Source organism: Burkholderia sp. Bp8992 (assembly GCF_003853705.1).
GTDB lineage: Bacteria > Pseudomonadota > Gammaproteobacteria > Burkholderiales > Burkholderiaceae > Burkholderia.
Window position 1 is genome coordinate 70,364 of the sequence record NZ_QTQI01000012.1, and the last position, 23,881, is coordinate 94,244.

General features: G+C 66.9%; 25 protein-coding genes. 9 read left to right on the forward strand and 16 right to left on the reverse strand.

The genetic code is table 11. The features are described 5' to 3' along the window. Positions 1-26: 26 nt before the first annotated feature. Entirely contained in the window at positions 27-911 is an 885-nt protein-coding gene (locus DIE03_RS18785) for a LysR family transcriptional regulator (protein WP_124452895.1), read from the reverse strand. Positions 912-1,023: 112 nt separating this feature from the next. Between DIE03_RS18785 and DIE03_RS18790 the strand changes: the two genes are divergently transcribed. Next, positions 1,024-1,470, forward strand: coding sequence for a multidrug/biocide efflux PACE transporter (locus DIE03_RS18790; protein ID WP_124452897.1), 447 nt, complete (start codon positions 1,024-1,026; stop codon positions 1,468-1,470). 52 nt (positions 1,471-1,522) lie between these two features. Here DIE03_RS18790 and DIE03_RS18795 read toward each other — a convergent pair whose 3' ends face one another. The 7 genes from DIE03_RS18795 to DIE03_RS18830 form a co-directional block, all read right to left on the reverse strand. Then, the gene (locus DIE03_RS18795) at positions 1,523-2,731 is read right to left on the reverse strand and encodes a chromate transporter (protein WP_124452899.1); all 1,209 of its coding nucleotides are present in this window, start codon (positions 2,729-2,731) and stop codon (positions 1,523-1,525) included. 203 nt (positions 2,732-2,934) lie between these two features. Beyond that, complete coding sequence (locus tag DIE03_RS18800) at positions 2,935-5,274, reverse strand: EAL domain-containing protein (protein WP_124452901.1); 2,340 nt, start codon at positions 5,272-5,274, stop codon at positions 2,935-2,937. Positions 5,275-5,492: 218 nt separating this feature from the next. Beyond that, positions 5,493-6,377 (reverse strand): PhzF family phenazine biosynthesis protein, encoded by an 885-nt coding sequence (locus DIE03_RS18810; RefSeq protein WP_124452904.1) that lies wholly within the window; start codon positions 6,375-6,377, stop codon positions 5,493-5,495. Between the two features lie 13 nt (positions 6,378-6,390). Beyond that, the gene (locus tag DIE03_RS18815) at positions 6,391-6,849 is read right to left on the reverse strand and encodes a RidA family protein (protein WP_006478174.1); all 459 of its coding nucleotides are present in this window, start codon (positions 6,847-6,849) and stop codon (positions 6,391-6,393) included. 42 nt (positions 6,850-6,891) lie between these two features. Then, complete coding sequence (locus DIE03_RS18820; protein ID WP_124452906.1) at positions 6,892-8,073, reverse strand: PLP-dependent aminotransferase family protein; 1,182 nt, start codon at positions 8,071-8,073, stop codon at positions 6,892-6,894. A gap of 151 nt (positions 8,074-8,224) precedes the next feature. Further along, complete coding sequence (locus tag DIE03_RS18825; protein WP_124452908.1) at positions 8,225-9,133, reverse strand: DMT family transporter; 909 nt, start codon at positions 9,131-9,133, stop codon at positions 8,225-8,227. Positions 9,134-9,188: 55 nt separating this feature from the next. Further along, entirely contained in the window at positions 9,189-9,881 is a 693-nt protein-coding gene (locus tag DIE03_RS18830) for a VOC family protein (RefSeq protein WP_124452910.1), read from the reverse strand. A 231-nt stretch (positions 9,882-10,112) separates the two neighbouring features. On the opposite strand from DIE03_RS18830, the gene DIE03_RS18835 reads away from it, so the two are divergent. The 4 genes from DIE03_RS18835 to DIE03_RS18850 all read left to right on the forward strand — a co-directional run bounded on the left by DIE03_RS18835 (position 10,113) and on the right by DIE03_RS18850 (position 14,711). Next, on the forward strand, positions 10,113-11,573 hold the full coding sequence (locus DIE03_RS18835) for a PLP-dependent aminotransferase family protein (protein WP_124452912.1): 1,461 nt from the start codon (positions 10,113-10,115) through the stop codon (positions 11,571-11,573). Between the two features lie 158 nt (positions 11,574-11,731). Next, a complete protein-coding gene (gene htpG, locus DIE03_RS18840; RefSeq protein ID WP_124452914.1) occupies positions 11,732-13,630 on the forward strand; it encodes a molecular chaperone HtpG in 1,899 nt (632 codons plus the stop codon). An 8-nt stretch (positions 13,631-13,638) separates the two neighbouring features. After that, positions 13,639-14,235, forward strand: coding sequence for a chorismate lyase (locus tag DIE03_RS18845; protein WP_124453123.1), 597 nt, complete (start codon positions 13,639-13,641; stop codon positions 14,233-14,235). Continuing rightward, on the forward strand, positions 14,235-14,711 hold the full coding sequence (locus tag DIE03_RS18850) for a DNA-deoxyinosine glycosylase (protein ID WP_124452916.1): 477 nt from the start codon (positions 14,235-14,237) through the stop codon (positions 14,709-14,711). Before DIE03_RS18845 ends, DIE03_RS18850 begins: the two co-directional genes overlap by 1 nt. A 161-nt stretch (positions 14,712-14,872) precedes the next feature. On the opposite strand, the gene DIE03_RS18855 is transcribed toward DIE03_RS18850, so the two are convergent. Beyond that, complete coding sequence (locus DIE03_RS18855; RefSeq protein ID WP_124452919.1) at positions 14,873-15,676, reverse strand: hypothetical protein; 804 nt, start codon at positions 15,674-15,676, stop codon at positions 14,873-14,875. A gap of 75 nt (positions 15,677-15,751) precedes the next feature. After that, the gene (locus DIE03_RS18860) at positions 15,752-16,447 is read right to left on the reverse strand and encodes a mobilization protein (RefSeq protein ID WP_011545877.1); all 696 of its coding nucleotides are present in this window, start codon (positions 16,445-16,447) and stop codon (positions 15,752-15,754) included. On the opposite strand from DIE03_RS18860, the gene DIE03_RS18865 reads away from it, so the two are divergent. Beyond that, a complete protein-coding gene (locus DIE03_RS18865; protein WP_124452921.1) occupies positions 16,446-16,679 on the forward strand; it encodes a hypothetical protein in 234 nt (77 codons plus the stop codon). The two genes, DIE03_RS18860 and DIE03_RS18865, sit on opposite strands and share 2 nt — an antisense overlap. A gap of 147 nt (positions 16,680-16,826) precedes the next feature. Here the strand turns inward: DIE03_RS18865 and DIE03_RS18870 are convergent, their stop codons facing one another. The 3 genes from DIE03_RS18870 to DIE03_RS18880 are packed head-to-tail and all read right to left on the reverse strand — an operon-like array spanning position 16,827 to position 17,679. Then, positions 16,827-17,081: a hypothetical protein gene (locus DIE03_RS18870; RefSeq protein WP_124452923.1), complete on the reverse strand. Its 255-nt coding sequence runs from the start codon at positions 17,079-17,081 to the stop codon at positions 16,827-16,829. Positions 17,082-17,095: 14 nt separating this feature from the next. After that, positions 17,096-17,404 (reverse strand): type II toxin-antitoxin system RelE/ParE family toxin, encoded by a 309-nt coding sequence (locus tag DIE03_RS18875; RefSeq protein ID WP_124452925.1) that lies wholly within the window; start codon positions 17,402-17,404, stop codon positions 17,096-17,098. Next, positions 17,401-17,679, reverse strand: a complete 279-nt coding sequence (locus DIE03_RS18880; protein ID WP_124452927.1) for a YlcI/YnfO family protein — start codon at positions 17,677-17,679, stop codon at positions 17,401-17,403. Before DIE03_RS18880 ends, DIE03_RS18875 begins: the two co-directional genes overlap by 4 nt. 169 nt (positions 17,680-17,848) lie before the next feature. Here DIE03_RS18880 and DIE03_RS18885 point away from each other — a divergent pair, with 169 nt between their 5' ends. The 3 genes from DIE03_RS18885 (at position 17,849) to mctP (ending at position 20,757) form a co-directional block, all read left to right on the forward strand. Further along, positions 17,849-18,766 (forward strand): spermidine synthase, encoded by a 918-nt coding sequence (locus tag DIE03_RS18885; protein WP_124452929.1) that lies wholly within the window; start codon positions 17,849-17,851, stop codon positions 18,764-18,766. A gap of 201 nt (positions 18,767-18,967) precedes the next feature. Continuing rightward, on the forward strand, positions 18,968-19,210 hold the full coding sequence (locus DIE03_RS18890) for a DUF3311 domain-containing protein (RefSeq protein WP_059233528.1): 243 nt from the start codon (positions 18,968-18,970) through the stop codon (positions 19,208-19,210). After that, a complete protein-coding gene (gene mctP, locus DIE03_RS18895) occupies positions 19,207-20,757 on the forward strand; it encodes a monocarboxylate uptake permease MctP (RefSeq protein ID WP_124452931.1) in 1,551 nt (516 codons plus the stop codon). Before DIE03_RS18890 ends, mctP begins: the two co-directional genes overlap by 4 nt. A 90-nt stretch (positions 20,758-20,847) precedes the next feature. On the opposite strand, the gene DIE03_RS18900 is transcribed toward mctP, so the two are convergent. The 3 genes from DIE03_RS18900 to DIE03_RS18910 form a co-directional block, all read right to left on the reverse strand. Beyond that, positions 20,848-21,303: a VOC family protein gene (locus DIE03_RS18900; RefSeq protein WP_069248538.1), complete on the reverse strand. Its 456-nt coding sequence runs from the start codon at positions 21,301-21,303 to the stop codon at positions 20,848-20,850. A 241-nt stretch (positions 21,304-21,544) separates the two neighbouring features. Next, positions 21,545-22,498, reverse strand: coding sequence for a transaldolase (gene tal / locus DIE03_RS18905; RefSeq protein WP_124452933.1), 954 nt, complete (start codon positions 22,496-22,498; stop codon positions 21,545-21,547). A 168-nt stretch (positions 22,499-22,666) separates the two neighbouring features. Beyond that, positions 22,667-23,878 (reverse strand): benzoate/H(+) symporter BenE family transporter, encoded by a 1,212-nt coding sequence (locus tag DIE03_RS18910; protein ID WP_124452935.1) that lies wholly within the window; start codon positions 23,876-23,878, stop codon positions 22,667-22,669. Positions 23,879-23,881 lie beyond the last annotated feature (3 nt).

Sequence of the window (23,881 nt, forward strand, 5' to 3'; positions counted from 1 at the left end):
AGCCACACGCCCGGCGGTGCGCGCCGCTACGCGGCCAGCATCGCATCGAGCAGCCATGCGCCGGCCGGGCCGAGCGGCCGGTTGCGCGACCAGACCGCATCGACTCGCACGCGACGCGGCCAGCCGCGCGAGCGTAGCTCGCACAGGCGATCGCGCGCGAAGTGCTCGACCATCCAGCGCGGCAGTTCCGCCCAGCCGAACCCCAGCACGGCCATTTCCAGCAGCATCAGGTAGCTTGGCGCCAGCCAGTGCCGGGTGCCGACGACGATCCGGTCGTCGGTGCCGCTGGCTTCCGTTTTCACATAGGTATTGAGGCGCAGTTCGCGCACGTCGCGCAGCGCCGCGTGCGGCACCTCGGCGTCGCCGTATTCGGCGAGCGCGTGCGTGCGCCCGACGAACAGCCCGATCTCCGATTCTTCCGCCACCGTCGCCGCGCCGATGTCGGCCGGGTAGGCCGCGCGCGCAGCCATCAGCCCGAGCTGCGCGCGGCCCTGCTGGATCAGGTCGAGCACGTCCTCGTGCTCGGCGATCTGGCATTCGAGCTCGAGCGCCGGAAAGCGCCGTTCGAGCGCCATCAGCGTTTCCTCATAGCGTTTCGACTGGTACGTGTCGGACACGACGAGTGTCAGCCGCGCTTCCTCGCCGTGCGCGAGCCGCGCGGCCGTGCGGTCGATCGCCGCGCTGGCTTCGAGCGCGCGCTGCACCTGCGGCAGCAGCGCGCGCCCGGCGTCCGTCAGTGTCGGTGCGCGTGTCGAGCGGTCGAACAGCTGCACGCCGAGATCGATTTCGAGGTTCGCGATGGCTTCCGAGATGGTCGACTGGCGCTTGCCAAGCTTGCGCGCGGCGGCCGTGAACGAGCCGAGCAGTGCGGCTTCGGCGAACGCGAGCAGGGCTTCGGGGGCATGGTGCATGCGGCGCTCCGGGCTTCGTCATATCGGTAAAACCGATGATATCAAACTGGATTAGGCCGATATCGCCGATCAAAATGGCCCGCATGAATGACGCAACGAATGGGAGGGCATCATGAAACGGACGAATAAAACGGTGACGGAACGGCTGCTGCACGCGCTGACGTTCGAGCTGGTCGCCATCGCGCTGTGCGCGCCGATCGGCGCGTGGCTGCTGGACATGCCGGTGTCGCACGTCGGCGTGCTGACGGTGATGGTGTCGCTGATCGCGATGGCGTGGAACATGACGTTCAACACGCTGTTCGACCGCTTCGAGCGGCGCGCGGGACTGACGCGCACGCTCGGCATGCGGATCGCGCACGCGATCACGTTCGAGCTCGGTCTCGTCGCGATGGTGGTGCCGGTTGCCGCGTGGTGGCTGAACGTGAGCCTCGTCGAGGCACTGCTGCTCGACCTCGGCATCGTGCTGTTCTTCCTGCCTTATACGTTCTGCTTCAACCTCGCGTACGACGCGCTGCGGGCCCGCTGGATGGCACGCCGGGTCGCGGTGCAGGCCGGTTGAGGCGCATCGACGCCGGCGCAGGCCGGCGGAGCAGGGTGACGGCCGCCGCCCGTCAGCGCGCGGCGGCCCACAGCCACACGCCGCACGTCACGGCGACCGCGCCGTAGACGGCATAGACGGGCACCTTGAAGCGCGCGAAGCACAGCGTCGCGAAGGCGCCCGTCAGCCAGTAAACGGGGTCGGCCGGCTCACGGTGCAGGATCTTCACGACGGCGACGACGAGAAAGCCCGTCGTCGCCGCGCGCAGCAGGCGCATCCCGTGCTCGAAGCGCGCATGGCGCTTGAGCCGGGACAGGTGATTCTGCGCAAACACGACGAGGAACCCCGACGGAATGAACAGCGCGGCCGTCGCGAGCAGCGCGCCGACCCAGCCGTCGGTCAGGTAGCCGAGAAACGGCACGACGTTCAGCAGCGGCCCCGGTGCCACCGGCGACAGTGCGAACGCCAGCGTGAAGTCGTGATCGGAGATGCCCGTCGCCGGCGAGACGAACAGCGTCTTGAGCACCGGCAGCGCGGAAAAACCGCCGCCGAACAGCGTCATGCCCGCGCCCGCGAGGCGCGGCCACAGCAGCTGCTCCTGGTAATCGCCCGGCAGCGGCATCGCGAACAGCACGACGAGCACGCCGAGCAGCACGAGCAGGTTGCGGTCGCGCTTCGACAGCGTGAAATCGACCGCATCGCGCTGGGTCGGCCCCGTCAGCCAGCCCGCTGCGAACGCAGCGAAGAGAATGCCGACGAAAGCGGCGGGACTATGTGCGAAAGCGAGCAGAATCGTCGACAGCGCGGCGATCACCTGCTCGAGCCGCGTGCGCGCGAGCGAGCGCAGCTGCTTGACCCACGTGACGCCGATCAGCGCGGCGAGCACCATCCCGAAGTGATTGATCAGCATCGGCGCGGCCAGCGAGCGCACGAGCGGCGTCTGGTAAAAGATCGCGAACAGCGTCATCAGGATCGAGAACGGCAGCACGCTCGCGACGCCGGCGACCCATGCGCCGGCACGGCCGTGCAGCGTCTGCCCGACCTGCACCGCCACGTTGCAGCCGACCGGGCCCGGCACGAGCCAGGCGAGCGCGACGAGATCGCCGAATACCTGCGGCTCGATGCGCTGCAGCCGTTCGACGTAGTGGCGTTCGAGCTGCGCCATCATCGAAAGCCCGCCCCACGAGATCGCGGAAATGCCGGCGACGACCTTGAACAAGGTCCATAGGGATGCCTGTGCCTCTTCGACACGGGCAGTCGCTTCGATTTCGACGGTTGTCATGGTTGTGCTATTGGCGCAGGGCCGGATCTCGCGCGTGTGGCCGGACCGGCGGCCCGCCGATACGTTGGCCCTCCCGATTGTCCGCCGTGCACCGTGACACTGCCATGCGCGAAAACGCTAGTTAATTAACTAAACGATCGGATCGAAAGTCGAAACAATTGCGGCAGCGCGCAACGCGCGCCGCGGCTGCAACCGCGACGTGCTCAGGCACCCGTGCTGCCTGTCGCGCGATGCGTGATGACGTTCGGATGGTCGCCGCGCACGCCGAAGCGGGCGATCAGCGCGGGAATGGCATCGGCCGGCACCGGGCGCGAGAACAGGAAGCCCTGTGCCTCGATCTCGCCGAGCGCGGACAGCCACGTGATCTGCTCTTCGGTTTCCGTGCCTTCGACGACGACGGTCAGGCCGAGCGAGCGGGCGAGATGCACGATCGACGACACCATCACGCACACGCTGCGATCGTTCGGGATCGCCTGCACGAACGAGCGGTCAACCTTCAGCGTGTCGACCGAGAAGCGGTGCAGGTACGACAGCGACGAATAGCCGGTACCGAAATCGTCGAGCGCGATGCGGATGCCGAGCTTCTTCAGCGCGACGATCTTCTCGGACACGAGCTCCGGATATTCCATCATCGCGGTTTCGGTGATCTCGAGTTCAAGCCGGTTCGCGTCGATGCCGGTTTCCAGCAGCGTGCGCGAGATCGTCTCGATCAGGTCGCCGCGCCAGAACTGCACGGGCGAGATGTTGACCGCGAGCGTCAGCGTGTCGTGGCCCTCGTCGCGCCAGCGTGCGATCTGCTCGCAGGCGGTGCGGATCACGAAGTCGCCGATCGGCACGATCAGGCCCGTCGATTCGGCGATCGAAATGAATTCGTTCGCGGAGATGATCCCGTGCTCGGGGTGATCCCAGCGCGCGAGCGCCTCGAAGCCGGTGATGGTGCGGTGCGTGAGGTCGATCTTCGGCTGGTACGCGAGGAACAGCTGCCCCTCGGCGAGCGCGACGCGCAATTGCTGTTCCCAGCGCATCAGGTGATCGGCACGGTGCGACAGGTGCGGCGCATAGAACTGGTAGCAGTTCTTGCCGGCGTCCTTCGCGCTGTACATCGCGAGGTCGGCCTTCTTCAGCAGGTCGATCTCGCTTTCGTTCGCGACGGTGTGCAGCGCGATGCCGATGCTCGCATGCAGCACGAACGAGCTGCCGCGCACGTCGAACGGTTCGCCGAACATCCGGATGATCGCTTCCGCGAGCCGCACCGCGCGCCGCTCGACGTCGTCGCCCTTCATCACGACGACGAATTCGTCGCCGCCGATGCGCGCGAGCGAGCCTTCGTCGCCGACCGCATCGGCCAGGCGCGACGCGGTCATCTGCAGCACGATGTCGCCGGCATTGTGGCCGAGCGTGTCGTTGACGGTCTTGAAGTTGTCGAGGTCGATGAACAGCAGGCCGAGCCGCGACAGGCTCGCCGGCATCGACACGTCGTTGCGCAGCCCGCGCAGCGTCGCATAGCGGTTCGCGAGGCCGGTGAGCAGGTCGTATTCGGCGAGCTGCGTCATCTCGCGCTCGCGGCCGAGCAGCTTGCCGATCAGGCCCGTCGCGACACCGAAGAACGCGAGCATCGCGAGCGTGATGAAGCTCGTCATCAGCAGGTAGACGTTGCGCGTGTGGGTGTAGTCCGCGAACTCTTCCGTCTGCGACAGCCCGACCATCACCGCGAGCGGGTAGCCGTCGAGGTGGCGGTACGACACGATGCGCGTCACGCCGTCGATCGGGTCGATGATCGTGCCCGTCACGCGCTCGGCGATCGGGTAGACGCCCGATGCCGAAAACGCGCCCGGCGCGTTGTTCAGCGAACCCGTGCGCCGCGCGAGCACCGTGCCCGTGTCGGACACCACCGCGATCACGCCTTCCTTGCCGATCGCCGCGTTGTTGTAGAAGTCGTTCGTGAAGTAGCTCGGGTCTTCCGACACGACGACGATGCCGGCGAAACTGCCGTCCGGATTATTCAGGCGCCGCGTCATCTGCAGCGTCCAGTGGCTCGACACGCGGCCGAGCACGGGCTTGCTGATGAACAGGCGGTCGTCGTTGTGCGCGAGGTGGACCTTGAAGTGCTCGCGGTCCGACAGGTTGATCGGCTGCGGATGCAGATCGGCCGTGTTCGCGAACAGGATGCCCTTCGCGTTGACCAGCGACACCTGGATCAGCGTGTCGCTCGGCACGACGCCTTTCTCGACGGCGCTCGCGAGATTGAAGCGCCCGGGCGACTTCTCGAACTCGAACTTGACGAAGCGGGTGATCTGGTCGACCTGGTGGATCGCCTTGACCGTATGCTGCTCGAGCGCCGAAGAGAGGATGGCAGCGGAGGCGGCCGCTTCCTTGTAGGCGCTGTCCTTTTCCACGGACAGCCGCGCGATGATCACGGCCCACAGCAGCGCGAGCGCCAGCATCCCGAGCAACGGGATCGCAAATAGCGCACGCCGGCGCGATTTGCGCGGCGCGCGCAGCGGCCGGGTCGGCGGCGTGTGGTTGGACCGGGCGGAGCTCATCGAAGCGGGTGGCGTCCTGCTCGCGTGCGCCATCCGTCTGGATGGCTGGCTTGGGTTGGGGTTATCCCGGCGTCTGTTCGTTCGCGGGATGCGCAACCATGGGCAGACGTCCGAAACAACGGATTAGGCCCGATATTACTGGCTGGAACGTTTTTGCGATAGCTGGGCGAATCGCGGGGGGCGCCGGACGAGCCGGCGCCATCGCACGTCGCGGAATGTCAGGCAGGTGACCTGAAGGTACCGTCGACGACCGTCACGACGTCGCCGCCGATCCAGGTCGACCCGTCTTCGTCATAGCTGACGGAGATGCGGCCTTCGCGGCCGATCGCCGTGCCCTGGCGGGCCGTATACGACGGGCCGGGGCGGCGTGCCTGCCGCGTCAGCAGCCCGGCCAGCGCGGCGTTCGCGCTGCCGGTGACGGGATCCTCGCCGGGGGTGCCGAACTGGCCGCCCGTCATCAGGCAGCGGATCTCGAACGTCGCGGGGCCGCCTGCGGCGTGCGGCGCGTAGGCGGCGAGGCCGTCCACGCCGTAGCGGCGCGTCAGCGCCTCCAGCGCGGCCGGATCGGGCGACAGGCCGATGCACGCGTCGGCCGACTTCAGCCGCACGACCAGCCACGGCGCGCCGTTGTCGACCGCGCACGGCTCGGCATCGAGGTCGAGCGCGTCGCTGCGCAGCGCGGCGGCCAGCACCGCGTAGTCCGAACGGTCGAGCGGCGTGACGCGCGCCGGCGGCGCGGCGAAGGCCCAGCCGCCCGCCTGCTCGCGCAGCGCGACCCGGCCGACCCCGCACTGCTGGATCAGCCGGCCCGGCGTGCGCGGCCGCGCGCCACTTTCCAGGAACGCGTGCGCGGTGCCGAGCGTCGGGTGGCCGGCGAACGGCAGTTCGCCGCCCGTCGTGAAGATCCGGACGCGATAGTCGGCTTCCGGATCCGTCGGCGCGCAGAGAAACGTCGTTTCCGACAGGTTCGTCCAGCGGGCGATCTCGCGCATGGCGTCGTCGCCGAGCGAATCGGCGTCGAATACCACGGCAAGCGGATTGCCTTTGAACGGCACCGACGTGAACACGTCGACCTGCTTGAAGCGGACGAGACGGCCGGGCATCGCGCCGTGCCCGTTACGCAACTTCGGCGATCAGCTCGATCTCGACGCATGCGCCGAGCGGGATCTGCGCGACGCCGAAGGCCGAGCGCGCGTGCTTGCCTGCGTCGCCGAACACTTCGGCGATCAGTTCCGACGCGCCGTTCGTCACGACGTGCTGTTCGGTGAAGTCGAGCGTCGAGTTGACGAGGCTCATCAGCTTCACGATGCGTGTGACCTTGTTCAGGTCGCCGGTGTGCGCGTGCAGCGTCGCGAGCAGGTCGATCGCGATCGAGCGCGCGGCCGCCTTGCCGTCCTCCGTCTGCAGATCCGCGCCGAGCTTGCCGGCCCAGACCTTGCCGTCCTTCTTCGCGATGTGGCCCGACAGGTACACCGTGTTGCCGCTTTGCGCGCTCATCACGTAGGCGGCGGCCGGTGCGCCGGCGGTCGGGAGCTCGATGCCGAGCGACTTCAGTTTGTCGTAGACGTTAGCCATGCGTTCGATTCCTCGTAGAAAGTCGTGACAGGAAAAAGGGGATCAGAGGCGTTCGCGCAGCAGCGTGCCGAGGCGCGCCACGCCTTCCTCGATCTTCTCGGGCGGCACCGTCACGAACGACAGGCGCAGCGTGTTCTGCTGCGCGTCGTCCGCGAAGAACGGCGCGCCCGGCACGAAGGCGACGTGGTTGTCGACGGCCGCGGCGAGCAGCTTCATGCTGTCGATCTGCGCGGGCAGGTTCACCCAGATGAACATCCCGCCTTCCGGGCGGTTCCACGTGACGCCTTCCGGCATGTGACGCTCGAGCGCGCCGAGCATCGCGTCGCACTGCGCGCTGTACAGCTCGCGGATCGTCGGGATGTGCTCGTCGAGGAAGCCGTCCTTGATCACTTCGTGCGCGATGCGCTGCGTGAGCGTCGGCGTGTGCAGGTCGGTGGCCTGCTTGGCCTGCACGAGCTTGAAGTGGAGTTCTTCGGGTGCAATGATGTAGCCGATCCGCAGGCCCGGCGCGAGCACCTTCGAGAACGTGCCGAGGTGCACGACGTGGTCGGGCGCCATCGACAGCATCGTCGGCAGCGGTTCGCCGCGATAGTTCAGCGCGCCGTACGGATCGTCTTCCAGCACCGGGAACGGGCTCGACTGTGCGAACGCGGCGAGCGCGCGGCGGCGCTCGACGGGCAGGCGGCGGCCGGTCGGGTTCTGGAAGTTCGGCTGCGCGTACAGCAGGCGTGCGCCTCGCGTGAGTTCGGGCGTCAGGCCTTCCGGCAGCAGGCCCTGTTCGTCGGTCGGCACCTGCACGTAGCGCGGCTCGTACAGCGAGAACGACTGCAGCGCGCCGAGGTAGGTCGGCGTTTCGACGAGGATCGGGCTGCCCGGATCGACGAGCGCCTTGCCGAGCAGGTCGAGCGCCTGCTGCGAGCCGGTCGTGATCAGCACCTGCGACACGCGCACGCTGTAGCGCTCGGCGATCCATTCGCGCAGCGGCAGGTAGCCTTCGGTCGCGCTGTACTGGAGTGCGGCGGCCGGTGCGTCGCGCAGCACGCGGTCGGCGGCGGCGCGCATGCGCTCGGCCGGGAACGTCGCGGGGGCGGGCAGGCCGCCGGCGAACGAGATGACCTCGGGGCGTTCCGTGACCTTCAGGATCTCGCGGATCGCAGAACTCGTCAGCTTGCGGGCGCGTTCGGAAAGCTGCCAGTGCGGCGGATGCAGGTCGCTCGGATTCATAGTCTCCTCGTTCGGATATCGTGGTCAGTCAAGAAAGGTCGTTCGGGCGAATCGCTTCGGCGCTGCCGGGTGGGCAGGCGCGAGCGCGATCGAGCCTTCGCGGCCGGGTGGGCAAACCGATCAGGCAAAACGTTCATTATGGCGCACCTCATCAACCGGCGCGAGCGGGGCGCGGGGCCGTGGCGACCGCCGAGCGGCGCCCGAGCACCACGGTGGCGATCACCGCGGCCGCGAACAGCCACGTCGACGCCGTGACCGTTTCGCCGAACAGCAGCGCGGAAAACGCAATCGTGAAGAAAATCTGCAGCAATTGCACCTGGCCGACGCGCGCGATGCCGCCCATCGCGAGCCCCGCATACCACGCGAAAAAGCCGATGAATTGCGAAAAGAGGGTCACGTAGCCGAACGCGAGCCACGTGCGCAGCGCGAGCGGGCCCGGATGCGCGGCATGCTGCATCCACGCGAGCCAGCCGACCGGCAGCACGAGGAACGGCGCCGACACGACGAGCGCCCAGCAGATCACCTGCCAGCCGCCGATCTGGCGTGCAAGGCGTGCGCCTTCCGCATAGCCGAGCGCGCCGATGCCGACCGCGACGAGCATCAGCGCGTCGCCGGCCTGCACGGTGCCGCCGCCGTCGCGCAGCGCGAACGCGATCACGAGCGCGCTGCCCGCTATCGCGCTGGCCCAGAACGCCTTCGACGGCCGCTCGTGCGACAGCCACGCCGCGTACAGCGCGACGAACAGCGGCTGCAGCCCGTTGACGACCGCGCCGTGCGACGCCGGTACCGATTTCATCGCCCACGCGGAAAACACCGGATACGCGATGATCACGCCGGCCGACGTGATCGCGAGGCTTTTCAGCTGCGCGCGGGTCGGCAGCGCTTCGCGGCGCCACCACAGCAGCAGGCCGGCCGGCACGGCGGCGGCGAGCGCACGGCCGAGCCCGTTGAGCAGCGGGTTGAGTTCGGACACGACGATTCGCGTCATCGGCAGCGTCAGGCTGAAGATCATCACGCCGATCAGGCCGAGCAGCATGCCCCGGGTTTCGCGCGAATTCATGTTGCAGGTGTCTCCGTATTGCAGTGTCGATGTAATCGGGAAAGCGGCGGGGCGGTCAGCGCAGCGTGCGTGCGCCTTGCGGCGTATCGAATTCGGCGACGAGCGCGGGCGGCCCGTCGGTGGATGCGAGGTCGAGCAGGTGGGCGGCGCCGAGCCAGTCGAGCTGCTCGCGGATCGTGTCCGCGTGCGGGTGGGCGCCCTTGAGCGCCTTCAGCGCGACGCCGTCGCCCGGCAGCGATTCGGCCGGGTGGCGCGCGCTGTCCCACTGGATCAGCGACGGCGCGATCCCGTCGCCCGCGCCCTGCCACGCGGGGAAGCTGCCGTCGTCGGGCACCGTGAGGCCCCAGCGCAGGTCGCCGCGGCGCATCGCGACCACGGGCGCGATGCGGGCCGGGTACTGGCTCTGCCACAGGGCAAGCTGGCGCGGGCGGTCGACGCGCGCCACCCAGTGCGCGAGAAACGGCCCCTGCGCGAGCCGCGCGTGCATCGCCGGATCGTCGAGGCCGAACAGCCGCGCGCGCGGCGGCGTGGCGCCTGCGTCGGGCGCCGGTGCGTCGGGATCGATCGCGATCACTTCGAGGTAGAGCCCGCCCCACGCGCCGAACAGCGCATTGTGGGTCCGCATCAGCGGGTGGCGGCCGCCGCCGGCCGGTTCGATGCCGAGTGCGTCGGCAACATGGCGAACGCCTTCGTCGAGCGTGCGCGCGGCGATCACGAGATGGTCGAGTGTCAGGGAGCGGGCTGGCATGAACGTCGGTCGGGAAGCGAAAGTGTCATGGTAGGCGAGCGAGGTGCAGGGCGGCTGCCGGCCCGGCCGGCGCACCGGCCGCGAGGCGGGCCGGAGGGCGCGGCGCCCCGGTGCGGCGGGGCCGGAACGGCGGCCGCACGATCGCCATTCCGGTCAACTGTAATCGTCGCTACCGGCACAGTAACGGTACAATCGGCGCGATAGCCTTCGGTACAGTTGGAGCTGCCGCCCATGTCCACCGTCCCACTCGCCCAGATTCCCGTGCCGCACGATACGGCCACGCTCACGCTCGTCGACCAGCTGGTCCAGTGGGCGCGGCGGCGTATCGACGAACGCGTGTTCCGTCCCGGCATGCGGATGCCGTCGATCCGCAAGCTCGCGCTCGACAAGAGCGTGTCGCGCTTCACCGTCGTCGAGGCGTACGAGCGCCTCGTCGCGCAGGGTTACCTCGATTCGCGGCGCGGCTCGGGTTTCTACGTGCGCGAGCGCACGGCCGCCGGCCCGCAGCCGGCCGACAGCGTCGCGCGCGTGGCCGAGGCCGCGCCGGTGCACAACACGATCGACGTCGTCTGGCTGCTGCGCAACATGCTGCACACCGTCAGCCCGGAAAAAGGCCCCGGCCTCGGCTACCTGCCGGGCCGCTGGCTCGACGGCGAGCTGATCACCGGCGCGCTGCGCGCGCTCGGGCGCCAGTCGGGCGCGCAGATGCTCGGCTTCGGCACCGCGCAGGGCTTCCTGCCGCTGCGCCAGCAACTGCAGACGCGCCTCGCCGAAGTCGAGATCGGCGCGAAGCCCGAACAGATCGTGCTCGTCTCGGGGATCACGCAGGCGATCGACCTGATTTCGCGGATCTACATGCGCCCTGGCGACGCGGTGATCGTCGGCGATCCCGCCTGGTTCCAGATGTTCGGCCGTTTCGCGGCGCAGGGCGCGCAGCTCGTCGGGATGCCGTATACGCCCGACGGCCCCGATCTCGACGCACTCGAAACGCTGGTGCAGATGTGGCGGCCGAAGATGCTCGTGATCAACTCGGTGCTGCAGAACCCGACCGGCACGTCGCTGTCGGCCGCGCAGGCGTTCCGGATCCTCAAGCTCGCGGAAGCGTACGACTTCCTCGTCGTCGAGGACGACGTGTACGGCGACCTGTGCCCGCCGAGCTATCCGGCCACGCGCCTCGCGAGCCTCGACCAGCTGAAGCGCGTGATCTACCTCGGCAGCTATTCGAAGACGCTGGCGGCGAACCTGCGGGTCGGCTACGTGGCCTGCGCGCCGGAGATCGCGAAGGCCGTCACCGACCAGAAGATGCTGGTCGGGATGACGACGCCTGAGCTCAACGAGCGCGTGCTGTACAAGATCCTGACCGAAGGGCATTACCGGCGCCACGTCGAGCGGCTGCGCGCACGGCTCGACGGCGTGCGCGACAAGACCGCGCGGATGCTCGAGCGCACGGGGCTCGGGCTGTTCACGATGCCGGCGGCCGGGATGTTCCTGTGGGCCGACACGGGCGTCGATTCGGACGCGCTCGCGGCCGTCGCGCACGAGGCCGGCTTCCTGCTGACGCCGGGCAGCCTGTTCTCGCCGCAGCAATCGCCGTCGACGTGGATGCGCTTCAATGTCGCGAACTGCGGCGATCCGGCGCTGCCGGGGCTGCTGGCGGGCTATATCGACTCGGCCGTGCGGCGCGCGTCGTGACACGGCGCGGCAGGCCGGCTCTTGAAACTGCGCGTGGCATCCCCAGATACGCGCGCAAACCGCTTGCGCCAGGCGGTTGTCCTTGACGGGCCCGCCGGCCTCGCGCGCCGGGCGCCTGCGCCACACCATTCAAGTTCAAGTAAGAGGAAACAACATCCATGGCACATGAAACGATGAGCTTTCAGGCAGAGGTCAAGCAACTCCTCCACCTGATGATCCATTCGCTCTACAGCAACAAGGAAATCTTCCTGCGCGAACTGGTGTCGAACGCGTCCGACGCGGCCGACAAGCTGCGTTTCGAAGGGCTCGCGGACAACGCGCTGTACGAGAACGATCCGAACCTGCGCATCCGTATCGGCTACGACAAGGCCGCGCGCACGATCACGATCGACGACAACGGCATCGGCATGAGCCGCGACGAGGCGATCGCGAACCTCGGCACGATCGCGCGCTCGGGCACCAAGGAATTCTTCACGAAGCTGTCCGGCGACCAGCAGAAGGATGCGGCGCTGATCGGCCAGTTCGGCGTCGGCTTCTACTCGGGCTTCATCGTCGCGGACAAGATCACCGTCGAGACGCGCCGCGCGGGCCTGCCGGCGAACGAAGCCGTGCGCTGGGAAAGCGCGGGCGAGGGCGATTTCACGATCGACGCGATCGAGCGCGCGCAGCGCGGCACGACGATCACGCTGCACCTGCGCGAAGGCGAGGACGAACTGCTGTCGTCGCACCGCCTGAAGTCGATCATCCAGAAGTACTCCGACCACATCGCGCTGCCGATCCTGATGCAGAAGGAAGAGTGGGATCAGGAAAAGGGCGAGATGGTCCTGAAGGACGAGGACGAGACCGTCAACCAGGCGAGCGCGCTGTGGACGCGTTCGAAGAGCGACGTCACCGACGAGCAGTACACGCAGTTCTACCAGCACATCGCGCACGATCACCAGGATCCGCTCACGTGGACGCACAACCGCGTCGAGGGCCGCAGCGAATACACGCAGCTGCTGTTCGTGCCGGCGCACGCGCCGTTCGATCTGTGGAACCGTGACTATCGCGGCGGCCTGAAGCTGTACGTGAAGCGCGTGTTCATCATGGACGACGCCGAGCAGCTGCTGCCGCAATACCTGCGCTTCGTGAAGGGCGTCGTCGATTCGGCCGACCTGCCGCTGAACGTGTCGCGCGAGATCCTGCAGGAAAGCCGCGACGTGAAGGCGATCCGCGAAGGCGTGACGAAGCGCGCGCTGTCGATGCTCGAAGAGCTCGCGAACGCGGAAGAGGATGCCGGCAAGGAGAAGTACAAGACGTTCTGGAGCGCGTTCGGCCAGGTGCTGAAGGAAGGCCTCGGCGAAGACCACGCGAACCGCGAGCGCATCGCGAAGCTGCTGCGCTTCGCGTCGACCCACGGCGATACCGACGCGCAGGACGTGTCGCTTGCCGACTACGTGTCGCGCATGAAGCCGGAGCAGAGCAAGATCTACTACGTGACCGCCGATACCTGGCAGGCCGCGAAGAACAGCCCGCATCTCGAAGTGTTCCGCAAGAAGGGCGTCGAGGTGCTGCTGCTGACCGACCGCGTCGACGAATGGATGCTGTCGTTCCTGCACGAATTCGACGGCAAGCCGCTCGCGAGCGTCGCGCGCGGCGACCTCGACCTCGGCGAGCTGAACGACGAGGAGAAGAAGGCGCAGGAAGAGGCGGGCGAAGCGATCAAGCCGGTCGTCGAGAAGATGAAGGAAGCGCTCGGCGACAAGGTGAAGGAAGTGCGCGTCACGTTCCGCCTGACCGATTCGCCGTCGTGCCTCGTCGCGGACGACAACGACATGAGCGGCTACCTGCAGCGGATGCTGAAGGCGGCCGGCCAGAACGCGCCGGCGATGCAGCCGATCCTCGAGATCAATCCCGAGCATGCGCTCGTGAAGCAGCTGAATGCCGACAGCGCTGATTTCGGCGACTGGTGCCATCTGCTGTTCGATCAGGCGCTGCTGGCCGAAGGCGGCACGCTCGACGATCCGGCGAGCTTCGTGAAGCGGACCAACGCGCTGCTGCTGTCGCGCGCCGCGTGAACGCACGCATGCGCTTCGACGGCGGCCAGGCCGGCTGGCGGGAGACGCCGCGGCCCGGCTGCTCGCTCGACCAGCGCGACTGGCTGACGCGCGGCGGGTCGCTCACCGCGCATCTCGCGCGGCTCGGCTGCGTGAACGTGCGCGTGACGCGCGAGGCCGTCGACTGCCCGTGGTTCGACGAGCCGGACGCGCTCGCCAGTTCGCCGCGCGCGCCGATGTGGGTGCGCGAGGTGATCCTGTCGGTCGACGGCACGCCGTACGTCGCTGCGCACAGCATCGCGCCGCTCGCCGCCAGCAAGGGCGTGTGGCAGGCAATGCGACGGCTGCGCACGCGGCCGCTCGCGGAATTGCTGTACAGCGATCCGCAGGTCGAGCGCTCGTCGCTCGTCAGCCGGCGCGTGATTGCGGGCCATCCGCTGTATGCGCTCGCGACCCATGCGCTGCAGGGCGAGCGTGCGCCGCATGCGTTCGCCGCGCGGCGCTCGGTGTTCCAGCGTCACGGCAAGCCGTTGATGGTCACCGAGTGCATGCTGCCGGCGCTGTGGCGCCATCTCGCCGCGCACGGCGACGGGCCGCGCTCGGCTGGCCCGGGCGGAGGCGCGTGATGCTGCAGGGCTTTCCGCCCGTCGTCTCGCCGGATACGCACACGATGATCCTCGGCAGCTTTCCGGGCGAGGCGTCGCTCGATGCCGCGCAGTACTACGCGCATCCGCGCAACCAGTTCTGGCGGTTGCTGGGGGCGGTGCTCGGCGAGCCGACGCTTCATGAACTGCCGTACGACGCGCGGCTCGTGTGCGTCCTTACGCACGGCATCGGCATCTGGGATGTCCTCGATGCGTGCCATCGGCAGGGCAGTCTCGATTCTGCGATCCGCAACGCGAAGCCGAACGACTTCGATTCGCTGCGCCAGCATGCGCCGTTGCTGAGGCGCGTGTGCTTCAACGGCAAGACGGCCGGGCGATTTGCCGACGTGATCGGCCAGGCCGGGTACGAGACGCTCGTGCTGCCTTCGTCGAGCCCGGCAAATGCGATGCTTTCGTTCGAGCAGAAGCTCGTGCAGTGGCGCGCACTTCGCGCCTGAGTCGCGTTGGATTCCGAGTATTCGATGTAGCGGTTTCGGGTGGGCGGCATCAGGTGTTCAAGTCGGGATGCGGTTTCAACGCGTTTCGGCTAACACGTGTGAGTTGATTCGACTCGACGGTCAGGCTCGCTGGAAGATCCAGGTTGCTCTCGCTCTACCGGTCAGGGCTTCACCTCGCCTTGCCGGGCGCCCGTGACCGAGGCAATGCGACTTTGTGCGGCGACGAGTTGATCATCGGTGGTCGCCACCAGCCACAGACGCGCATGCTCCTCGATCCGACGGTTGTGGTCCTTCAACGGCCCCATCGCGGCAGCGGCCTTCCAGACCACCGGGCCGACCCGGCTGCTCCTGCCCGACGGCGCGCCTACCAGCAGGCAGTAAGGTCCCAGCGGAAGCGATACGAACGGAAGCGCCGGACTGGCGATCACGCGCCAGTCGATGAAGGGTGTGTCGCTGATCAGCAGCGGCGCGGGCAAGCCGTAGAGCACGCTGAAATCGTACAGCGCCAGCTGCTCCCGCATGCCGACGTAAGTCCGCCGGATGTCGTCGACCACCGCCGCGCGGATCTCGTCCTCGAACATGGGTTCCTGCGCGTAGCGGGCCAATGCCTTGCGGGCCTCCCATTGATACGCGCTGAACAGGCCGATCTCCACGCAATCCTGCACCGCGCGCTGAACCTCCGCCACGGAACCGGCTTCCGCGGGCGTGCCCAACTGAGCCGCCCGCAAAAAGCGGGCAAGTCCCGCCTCGTGGATCGCGGGACCCTCCGCGGATGCGTCGTCGGCAGCGTTCTTGCCCAGGGGCACGTAGGTGTATTTCTCGGCTGCGAAATGCGATTTCTTGCCTTCGTCGAACTTGATTTCGCCATCGACGCAGTCGAGATAGCGCGTCCCGATTCGGCCGTGCTCCCAAACCCAATTTTTCAGGAACGGACGGAGTGGATGCAGTCTGTCGTGATCGGCCATTGAACCTCCAAGTTTTCCCGGTATGAGCCATTCCAGCAACCCGCCGCACACTCCGCACCGTCGCGGGGGCCCGCGCTACAACGCGAGCGTGCCCAGCTCCTCATAGGTACGATGCAGCCAGACCTTGACGCGCTGCCGCTCCAGCAAGCCGAGCCCCGTGGCCGCGCGGTCGGGATGATTGACCGCCGCCCAGAAGCTCGCGCTTTGTCGATCGATCTTCTGCATGGTCGTATCGGGCAGGCGGCGCAGCGTAATCACGCTGGCGCCAAGGGCCTCGGCCCTCTCGCGTTCGCCGGATGCCTCCAGAATCTCGAAGCGATCGCCGCGGACTTCATTCAGCACCAGCACCAGCTTGATTCGTCCGCCGAATTCGTCGAGCCATTGCCGCAGCAGATCGACCGAATCGCGTCCGGTGTCCATCACGTGCCACCACGTCAACGTGAGGCCGTGCTCTTCGGCAAAATCGACTACGTCCGAATCGTCGAGCCACTTGGCGAGCGACTGCCGCGTCTGGGCCGCGAGATCGACCAGTATGCGCCGCTGCGGATCTTCGAGCGCCGATTCCATGACCGGATCGAGGCTGTCATGCTGGTCGAGCACGGCAGGCGCGGCAAAATCGGCGTAGAACCGCAGTAGCGCGCCGTGCGATCGGTCGGTATCGAAGCCTACGAAGGGCATGCTCCGATCGATGAAGTACTGGGCCAGCACGCGGGCCGCGAGCGATTTGCCGACGCCGCCTTTTTCCCCGCCGATGAAGTGGATGTGACTCATGCTTACGAAATCCCGTGTGATTGAGCAGGTATGGCCAGAGCGGATGTTGGCAGGCTTCGATGACGTTACGGTGCCACCGGTCACGTCGAAAGAAAATGCGTGCGCCGCAGCAGCATGCTGTCTGATCAACGGCGGTGTCAAACTGAACAAAATGGCAATCGGTTCTGGCGATTGCAGGGGGCGGTGCCTGGCGGATGCGATGCCGTCGTTCGAGCAGAAGCCGGAGCTTTGACGCGGCCGTTGCTTCACATTATTGCGTCGCGTGGGAGTCGGGACGATTCAGCCGTTCAACAGAGCGCTGCCGCGGCGTATCGATGACGGAAGGAAGGGCGCTGCTGACGAACGGCGACCGCATAGGCTCGTGCGTCGCGCCCGACGCTCAATCGTCCTTGCCCCATCGCCATCCGGGCTTCTCGCCCTTGAGCCAGCAGACGGCGGTGAGCAGCGCGACCAGTACCACGATGCAGGCGCCGTACGCCACCGGCGAGCGTTGTGGCGGCGCGAGCCATGCACTCGCGAGGATGCCGATCGCGAACAGCAGCAGCACGACCCACCCTTGCCACGCGATAGGCAATCCCCATCCCCATCCGTAGCGTTTCGCGGGAAACCAGATTTTCTTGTCGTTCGAGGTCATGCGATTCCTCGTCGTCAATGGTAGTCGCTTTCTCGTTGGTGGCGGACTGCGAGGATCGTCACCGTCCGGCTGTCATCGATCTCGAATAACGCGACGTAGCCGGATACGCCGAATGGAATGATCAGTTCCCGGAGAAACGGCATGGACGGATGAACTTTGCGGCAGGTAAACGGCGACGATTCGAGCGTGGCGATTCCTGACGTTATGGCCGCCAACGCGCGTTCTGCCACTTCGACCTCCGCATCGTCACGGTCGACGACGAAAGCATAAAGCCGGTCCAGGTCGTCCGATGCGGCGGACGTAAAGCGAACCGTACAGGTCATCGAGCCTGTCGCTTTCTGTCACGCAGCGTATCGAGTCGTCGCCCCAGTCGTTCCAGCACTTCGACCGAAGAGACATACTCGCCGGTCCGTCGAGCATCGTCGCGTGATGCTATGCCGCGCGCGATGAATTCGCTTTGGAAACGTCGACGTTCGACGCCTTCGCGAATCGATTGCTCGACGAAGCTCGACAGCGTTTCGCCTTCCTGAAGGACATTCTCGGCGGCATCGCGTAATTCCGGTTCGACCCGGACAGACGGAAAAGTCGCAGTTTTCATCGTGGCCTCATTTGCATCGCAATTGCGATGCATTATCCCGCACGTCCATGCTGCCTGCAAGTCGCCCGAACGGCCGCTCGACCGACCGCTCTCGCCGCCGGCGGCTCATCCCCCACCAATGCTATCCTCTCGTCCGCTAAAACCAGCATCACCCCAGCGAGATTCAATCATGACCCGACTGATCAAGCGCGCGTCCGCCGAGGCGCGTGCGTTCAAGCAAGGCAAGCCGTCCTCGTACAACGGCTCCGAAAAACTCCAGCCGCCGCGCGTGAAGCGCCGCCCGGACATCGACGAACACGACGACGTGCCGGTGCTCGAAGCGCCGCGCAAGCCGCGTTTCGCGCCCGTGACGTTCTCCGAAGAGGGCGGCGTGCGCTTCCTGCACTTCGGCACGGAATGGGTGCAGGGCGCGATGCGGATCTCGAAGCCGCTGCACATCGAACTCGAATACGCGCAGCAGATGATGGCGTGGCTGCTGTTCCTCGAAACGCCCGAGCGGATCGTCCAGCTCGGGCTCGGCACCGGCGCGCTGACCAAGTTCTCGCACCGTTTCCTGCCGAACGCGAAGGTCGAGGCCGTCGAGCTGAACCCGGCCGTGATCGTCGCCGCGCGCACGATGTTCGCGCTGCCGTCCGACGACGCGCGTCTCGTCGTGCATGAAGCCGACGCGTGGGACTTCGTCAACGACCCGGCCAACCGCGGCACCACGGGGGCGATCCAGATCGACCTGTACGACGCGACCGCGCGCGGCCCGGTGCTCGACAGCGTCGCGTTCTACCGCGCGGTGCGCGGCTGCCTCGCCGACGCAGGCATCGCGACGATCAACCTGTTCGGCGATCATCCGAGCTTCGTACGCAACATGAAGCACCTGAACGCGGCATTCGATCACCGCGTGATCGCGCTGCCCGAAGTGCACGACGGCAACCGGATCGCGATCGCGTTCTCGGGCCCTGCGCTCGACGTGCCGTTCGCGCAGCTGGACGCACGCGCGACGCTGATCGAGGACACGCTGAAGCTGCCCGCACGCAAGTGGGTGAAAGCTTTGAAAGAAACGACCGGCGCCCGCGACGCGTCGTTCGCGATCTGACGCTTCATGCACCGGCGACAGGCCGGTGCAACCATGCGACAAGGGGCGGATCACCTCGGGTTCGCCCCCGCTTGACCGCATGCTCGCGGCTCCTATACTGGCGCGAAGCCAGGGGAGCCGCAGCCTACCCGTTTCGCCGCTCCTCTCGGTGCCGTACCCGCTCAACACAAGATCGATAACCGGGAAAGAAGAGGAGACGTCATGGCTCACGATGCCGACGCCAACCGAGCCGCCAAGCGCTGGCTCTGGCTGCTGGTACTGCCGCTGATCGCGATGGTCTGGGTACCGTCGTACAGCAAGATCGAACCGCAGTTGTTCGATTTTCCGTTTTTCTACTGGTACCAGTTGCTGTGGGTCTTCATCAGCGCGGTGATCACCGCGTTCGTCTATTTCAAGACCAAGAACGCGTGGAAGGCGAGCGGCCCGCAGGGAGGTGGGCAATGAATCTCGGCGCAACCTTCGTCTTCGTCCTGCTGTTCATCGGCGTCACGATCATCGGCTTCCTGGCCGCGAACTGGCGGCGCGGCGATCTCGCCCATCTCGACGAATGGGGCCTCGGCGGACGCCGCTTCGGCACGATCGTCACGTGGTTCCTGCTCGGCGGCGACCTCTACACGGCCTACACGTTCGTCGCGGTGCCCGCGCTCGTGTTCGGCGCCGGCGCGATGGGCTTCTTCGCACTGCCTTATACGATCCTGATCTATCCGTTCGCGTTCGTCGTATTCCCGAAGCTGTGGAGCATCGCGAAGCGGCACGGCTACGTGACGGCCGCCGACTTCGTCAACGCGCGCTACGGCAGCCGGATGCTCGCGCTCGCGATCGCGGTGACGGGCATCGTCGCGACGATGCCGTACATCGCGTTGCAGCTCGTCGGCATCGAAGTGGTGATCGGCGCGCTCGGCTTCGATACGACCGGCTTCGTCGGCGACCTGCCGCTGATCATCGCGTTCGCGATCCTTGCCGCGTACACGTACACGTCGGGGCTGCGCGCGCCGGCCATGATCGCGATCGTGAAGGACGTCCTGATCTACATCACGATCGCGGCTGCCGTCATCGTGATCCCGGCGAAGCTCGGCGGCTTCGGGCACATCTTCGCGAGCGTGCCGCCTGCGAAGCTGCTGCTGAAGGCGCCCGATGCAATGAGCCTGAACGGCTACAGCGCGTACGCGACGCTCGCGATCGGCTCGGCGCTCGCGCTGTTCCTGTACCCGCACTCGGTCACGGCAATCCTGTCGTCGTCGTCGGGCAACTCGATCCGCCGCAACATGGCGATGCTGCCCGCGTACTCGTTCGTGCTCGGCCTGCTCGCGCTGCTCGGCTACATGGCGCTCGCGTCGGGCGTGAAGGACATGCCGCAGTATGCGCCGTACTTCAAGGCGTTCGGCCCGAACTTCGCGGTGCCCGCGCTGTTCCTCGAGTATTTCCCGTCGTGGTTCGTCGGCGTCGCGTTCGCGGCGATCGGCATCGGCGCGCTGGTGCCGGCGGCGATCATGTCGATCGCGGCCGCGAACCTGTACACGCGCAACATCCACCGCGAGTTCGTGAACCGCAACATGTCGCACGACCAGGAGACGCACGTCGCGAAGCTCGTGTCGCTGATCGTGAAGGTCGGCGCGGTCGCGTTCATCCTCGGGCTGCCGCTGACCTACGCGATCCAGCTGCAGTTGCTCGGCGGGATCTGGATCATCCAGACGCTGCCCGCGATCGTGCTCGGCCTGTACACGCGCGTGCTCGACCATCGCGGCCTGCTGGCCGGCTGGGCCGCCGGCATCGTGTGCGGCACGTGGATGGCGATCTCGCTGAAGCTGGCCAGCTCCATCTTCACGATCCACCTGTTCGGCCTCGCGATTCCCGGCTACGCAGCGGTGTGGTCGCTGATCGTGAACCTCGTGGTGGCGGTGGCGGTGAGCGTGCTGGTGCGCGTGATGGGCATGGCGCATGCGGAAGACCGCACGCGGCCGGAGGATTATCTCGACGTCGTCGAAGGCTGATACGGACCGTGCGCGGCCGCGTGCCACGCACGCGTCGCGCAGCAACGAAAACGCCCGCCCCTGCAAAGGTGGCGGGCGTTCCTTTTTGCGTCAGCCCTGCGCGCGTTTCGCGAGATCCTCGCGTTGCGACAGGTCTTCGACGTTGACCATCCAGTGCACGCCGAAACGATCCTTCGCCATGCCGAAGCCGAGCGCCCAGAACGTCTTGCCGAACGGCATCGTCACTTCGCCGCCGTCGGCGAGCGCATTGAACAGCTTCTGGCCTTCCTCGACCGTCGCCGGATTCAGCGACAGCGAATAGCCGGCGTGCGCGGCGCCCGCCGGCTGGCTGCAGTCGCCGTCGGAGCACATGATCATCGAGTCGCCGATCGTGAAGCTCGCGTGCATCACCTTGTCGGCCATCTCCGGCGTCATCGGGTAGTCGGGGTTCGGCGGCGCATCCTTGAAGTGCATCTTGAACATCGTCTTCGCGCCGAGTGCCTTTTCGTAGAACTGAAGGGCTTCGTCGGCGCGACCGTAGAACGTCAGGTACGGTTGGACTTGCATCGTTGTCTCCTGTGATGGGCCGGGCCCGCGTGTCGGTGCGGGTTCGGCGTCGTGCAAGATTGACTGGGAAAGGGCGCGTCGGGAGGCGGCCGGGGCACCCGTGACGTGGATTGTAGTGCGCGCGCTTGACGATGGAATGAAAAATAAAAACGGCCGCGAACATCGTGTTCGCGGCCGTGTGCGGCGTGCGTGCTGACGGCTGTTGTCAGTGTTGCTGACAGCCGCTGACGCCCGTTGCGACTCAGCGCAGCGCGTCGATCAGCTTTTCGAGCTTCACCGCATCGGCGGCGAATACGCGGATGCCTTCGGCGAGCTTTTCGGTCGCCATCGCTTCGTCGTTCAGCTGGAAGCGGAACGATGCCTCGTCGATTGCGACGCGCTCGGACGGCTTGTCCTGCAGCGATTCCGGCGACAGCTTGCGCGCGACCGTCTCATTGCTCTCCTGCAGCTTCTGCAGCAAATCGGGACTGATCGTCAGCAGGTCGCAGCCGGCGAGTTCGGTGATCTGGCTGGTCGTGCGGAAGCTCGCGCCCATCACTTCGGTCGTGTAGCCGAACGTCTTGTAGTACGTGTAGATGCGGCGCACCGACTGCACGCCCGGATCGTTCGCGCCGCCGTCTTTCTCTTCGTTCCATGCCGCGCCGGCCTGCTTCTTGTACCAGTCGTAGATGCGGCCGACGAACGGCGAGATCAGTTGCGCGCCGGCTTCCGCGCACGCGGCGGCCTGCACGAGCGAGAAAAGCAGGGTCATGTTGCACTTGATCCCTTCCTTCTGCAGCACCTCGGCCGCACGGATGCCTTCCCACGTCGATGCGAGCTTGATCAGGATGCGCTCGCGGCCGACGCCGGCTGCTTCGTACAGCTTGATGAGCTCGCGGCCCTTGTCGATCGAGCGCTGCGTGTCGAATGACAGGCGTGCGTCGACTTCGGTCGACACGCGGCCCGGGATCAGCTTCAGGATCTCGGTGCCGAATGCGATCAGCAGGCGGTCGATGATGAAATCGGCGCTTTCGTTGCGATGATCGCGGACGGTTTTCTCGAGGATCGGCTTGTACGCATCCTTCTGGACGGCTTTCAGGATCAGCGACGGGTTGGTGGTCGCGTCCTGCGGCTTGTATTGCGCAAGCTGCTGGAAATCGCCCGTGTCGGCGACGACGGTCGTGTACTGCTTCAGCTGGTCGAGTGCGGTAGTCATGGCGATTCGGAAGAAGGGCGCGGGGCGCCGGGTTCTCACGGGCCGCGCGAGCGCGGCGGCGAAGCGAAGCGGCGCAGGGCACCGCTTCCGATCCATCATTTTAGGCCCGATTCGTGTCGAGCACGTTTTGGCGTGCCCGAGGCGTGCCGCAACACGCGGCGAGCCGCGTCACGCGGGGCGTCTGGCGTTCAGGATCACCTGCGTGACGATCCCCGCGACGAGCCCCCAGAACGCCGAGCCGATCGACAGCAGCGTGAGGCCCGACGCGGTGACCATGAACGTGACGAGCGCGGCTTCGCGCTGCTTGACGTCCTGCATCGCGTTCGCGAGCCCGCTCATGATCGAGCCGAACAGCGCGAGCGCGGCGACCGATACCACGAGCGCCTTCGGCAGCGCGGCGAACAGCGCGGCGATCGTCGCGCCGAAGATGCCGGCGACCAGGTAGAAGGTGCCGCACCACACGGCGGCCGTGTAGCGCTTCGCATGATCCTCGTGCGCTTCGGGGCCCGTGCAGATCGCGGCCGTGATCGCTGCAAGGTTCACGCCGTGCGAGCCGAACGGCGCGAGCAGCAGCGATGCGAGGCCGGTCGTCGCAATCAGCGGCGACGACGGTGTCCGGTAGCCGTCCGCGCGCAGCACCGCGATGCCCGGCACGTTCTGCGACGCCATCGCGACGACGAACAGCGGAATGCCGATGCTGACGATCGACGCGATCGAGAACGCGGGCATCGTGAACACGGGCTGCGCGAGCGCGATGTGGAAGCGGCTGAAGTCGAGCAGGCCGAGCCCGCCGGCCACCGCCGTGCCGACGATCAGCGTCGTCACGATTGCATAGCGCGGCACAAGGCGCTTGACGATCAGGTAGGTGAAGAACATCGCGAGCACGAGCGCGGTCTGGAACTGCGCGGCGCGGAAGATCTCGATGCCGATCTCGAACAGGATGCCCGCGAGCAGCGCGGCCGCGATGCCGGCCGGAATGCGCTTCATCAGCGTGTCGAACAGGCCGCTCACGCCGACGGCCGTCAGCAGCAGCGCGCACACGACGAACGCGCCGATCGCCTCGCCGTAGGGCACGCCGGGCAGCGATGCGATCAAGAGCGCGGCGCCGGGCGTCGACCACGCGACGACGACGGGCGCGCGAAACCGCAGCGACAGGCCGATCGTCGTCACCGCCATGCCGATCGACAGTGCCCAGATCCACGACGAGATCTGCGCATCGGTGAGATGGGCGGCGCGGCCGGCCTGGAACATCAGCACGAGCGAGCTCGTGTAGCCGGTCATCATCGCGACGAAGCCGGCGACGAGCGCCGACACGGACGTATCGGCGAAAAAGCGGCGGCCGCCGGCGCGGCTGGCGCTCGCGGTGGGCGAGGTGTTCATGCT